2 tRNA genes and 1 rRNA gene are annotated in these 3,303 nt (G+C 51.8%); all 3 read left to right on the top strand.

From position 1 onward, the window contains the following. A tRNA-Ile gene (locus ALO43_RS27445) sits at positions 1-77 on the top strand. A gap of 30 nt (positions 78-107) precedes the next feature. Continuing rightward, a tRNA-Ala gene (locus ALO43_RS27440) sits at positions 108-183 on the top strand. Positions 184-425: 242 nt separating this feature from the next. After that, a 23S ribosomal RNA gene (locus ALO43_RS27435) occupies positions 426-3,303 on the top strand; the annotation flags it as partial.

Raw genomic sequence — 3,303 nt, 5'->3', positions numbered from 1 at the left:
GGGTCTGTAGCTCAGTTGGTTAGAGCGCACCCCTGATAAGGGTGAGGTCGGCAGTTCGAATCTGCCCAGACCCACCAATTTTGTGTGGGAAACGCCTGTAGAAATACGGGGCCATAGCTCAGCTGGGAGAGCGCCTGCCTTGCACGCAGGAGGTCAGCGGTTCGATCCCGCTTGGCTCCACCACTTACTGCTTCTGTTTGAAAGCTTAGAAATGAGCATTCCACCCCGGTGATTGAAGGGTGCGTGAATGTTGATTTCTAGTCTTTGATTAGATCGTTCTTTAAAAATTTGGGTATGTGATAGAAAGAAATATAGACCGGGCACCTCTTTCACTGGTGCGTGTCCGGGCTAAGGTAAAGTTTGTGAAATGCAAACTTTCGGCGAATGTCGTCTTCACAGTATAACCAGATTGCTTGGGGTTATATGGTCAAGTGAAGAAGCGCATACGGTGGATGCCTTGGCAGTCAGAGGCGATGAAAGACGTGGTAGCCTGCGAAAAGCTTCGGGGAGTCGGCAAACAGACTGTGATCCGGAGATGTCTGAATGGGGGAACCCAGCCATCATAAGATGGTTATCTTACGCTGAATACATAGGCGTAAGAGGCGAACCAGGGGAACTGAAACATCTAAGTACCCTGAGGAAAAGAAATCAACCGAGATTCCCTTAGTAGTGGCGAGCGAACGGGGACCAGCCCTTAAGTTGCATTGAGATTAGCGGAACACTCTGGAAAGGGTGGCCATAGTGGGTGATAGCCCTGTACGCGAAAATCCCTTTGCAATGAAATCGAGTAGGACGGGGCACGAGAAACCTTGTCTGAATATGGGGGGACCATCCTCCAAGGCTAAATACTACTGACTGACCGATAGTGAACCAGTACCGTGAGGGAAAGGCGAAAAGAACCGCGGAGAGCGGAGTGAAATAGATCCTGAAACCGTATGCGTACAAGCAGTGGGAGCCCACATTGTTGGGTGACTGCGTACCTTTTGTATAATGGGTCAGCGACTTATTTTCAGTGGCGAGCTTAACCGAATAGGGGAGGCGTAGCGAAAGCGAGTCTTAATAGGGCGTCTAGTCGCTGGGAATAGACCCGAAACCGGGCGATCTATCCATGGGCAGGTTGAAGGTTGGGTAACACTAACTGGAGGACCGAACCGACTACCGTTGAAAAGTTAGCGGATGACCTGTGGATCGGAGTGAAAGGCTAATCAAGCTCGGAGATAGCTGGTTCTCCTCGAAAGCTATTTAGGTAGCGCCTCATGTATCACTGTAGGGGGTAGAGCACTGTTTCGGCTAGGGGGTCATCCCGACTTACCAAACCGATGCAAACTCCGAATACCTACAAGTGCCGAGCATGGGAGACACACGGCGGGTGCTAACGTCCGTCGTGAAAAGGGAAACAACCCAGACCGTCAGCTAAGGTCCCAAAGTCATGGTTAAGTGGGAAACGATGTGGGAAGGCTTAGACAGCTAGGAGGTTGGCTTAGAAGCAGCCACCCTTTAAAGAAAGCGTAATAGCTCACTAGTCGAGTCGGCCTGCGCGGAAGATGTAACGGGGCTCAAACCATGCACCGAAGCTACGGGTATCATCTTTTGATGATGCGGTAGAGGAGCGTTCTGTAAGCCTGTGAAGGTGAGTTGAGAAGCTTGCTGGAGGTATCAGAAGTGCGAATGCTGACATGAGTAACGACAATGGGTGTGAAAAACACCCACGCCGAAAGACCAAGGTTTCCTGCGCAACGTTAATCGACGCAGGGTTAGTCGGTCCCTAAGGCGAGGCTGAAAAGCGTAGTCGATGGAAAACAGGTTAATATTCCTGTACTTCTGGTTATTGCGATGGAGGGACGGAGAAGGCTAGGCCAGCCTGGCGTTGGTTGTCCAGGTTTAAGGTGGTAGGCTGAGATCTTAGGTAAATCCGGGATCTTAAGGCCGAGAGCTGATGACGAGTGTTCTTTTAGAACACGAAGTGGTTGATGCCATGCTTCCAAGAAAAGCTTCTAAGCTTCAGGTAACCAGGAACCGTACCCCAAACCGACACAGGTGGTTGGGTAGAGAATACCAAGGCGCTTGAGAGAACTCGGGTGAAGGAACTAGGCAAAATGGCACCGTAACTTCGGGAGAAGGTGCGCCGGTGAGGGTGAAGCATTTACTGCGTAAGCCCACGCCGGTCGAAGATACCAGGCCGCTGCGACTGTTTATTAAAAACACAGCACTCTGCAAACACGAAAGTGGACGTATAGGGTGTGACGCCTGCCCGGTGCCGGAAGGTTAATTGATGGGGTTAGCGCAAGCGAAGCTCTTGATCGAAGCCCCGGTAAACGGCGGCCGTAACTATAACGGTCCTAAGGTAGCGAAATTCCTTGTCGGGTAAGTTCCGACCTGCACGAATGGCGTAACGATGGCGGCGCTGTCTCCACCCGAGACTCAGTGAAATTGAAATCGCTGTGAAGATGCAGTGTATCCGCGGCTAGACGGAAAGACCCCGTGAACCTTTACTATAGCTTTGCACTGGACTTTGAATTTGCTTGTGTAGGATAGGTGGGAGGCTTTGAAGCGTGGACGCCAGTTCGCGTGGAGCCAACCTTGAAATACCACCCTGGCAACTTTGAGGTTCTAACTCAGGTCCGTTATCCGGATCGAGGACAGTGTATGGTGGGTAGTTTGACTGGGGCGGTCTCCTCCTAAAGAGTAACGGAGGAGTACGAAGGTGCGCTCAGACCGGTCGGAAATCGGTCGTAGAGTATAAAGGCAAAAGCGCGCTTGACTGCGAGACAGACACGTCGAGCAGGTACGAAAGTAGGTCTTAGTGATCCGGTGGTTCTGTATGGAAGGGCCATCGCTCAACGGATAAAAGGTACTCCGGGGATAACAGGCTGATACCGCCCAAGAGTTCATATCGACGGCGGTGTTTGGCACCTCGATGTCGGCTCATCACATCCTGGGGCTGAAGCCGGTCCCAAGGGTATGGCTGTTCGCCATTTAAAGTGGTACGCGAGCTGGGTTTAGAACGTCGTGAGACAGTTCGGTCCCTATCTGCCGTGGACGTTTGAGATTTGAGAGGGGCTGCTCCTAGTACGAGAGGACCGGAGTGGACGAACCTCTGGTGTTCCGGTTGTCACGCCAGTGGCATTGCCGGGTAGCTATGTTCGGAAAAGATAACCGCTGAAAGCATCTAAGCGGGAAACTTGCCTCAAGATGAGATCTCACTGGAACCTTGAGTTCCCTGAAGGGCCGTCGAAGACTACGACGTTGATAGGTTGGGTGTGTAAGCGCTGTGAGGCGTTGAGCTAACCAATACTAATTGCC

Source organism: Pseudomonas tremae, from assembly GCF_001401155.1.
Lineage (GTDB): Bacteria > Pseudomonadota > Gammaproteobacteria > Pseudomonadales > Pseudomonadaceae > Aquipseudomonas > Aquipseudomonas tremae.
Note: the sequence above shows the minus strand (reverse complement) of the source record. Positions and strands in the feature narration are given on the sequence as shown.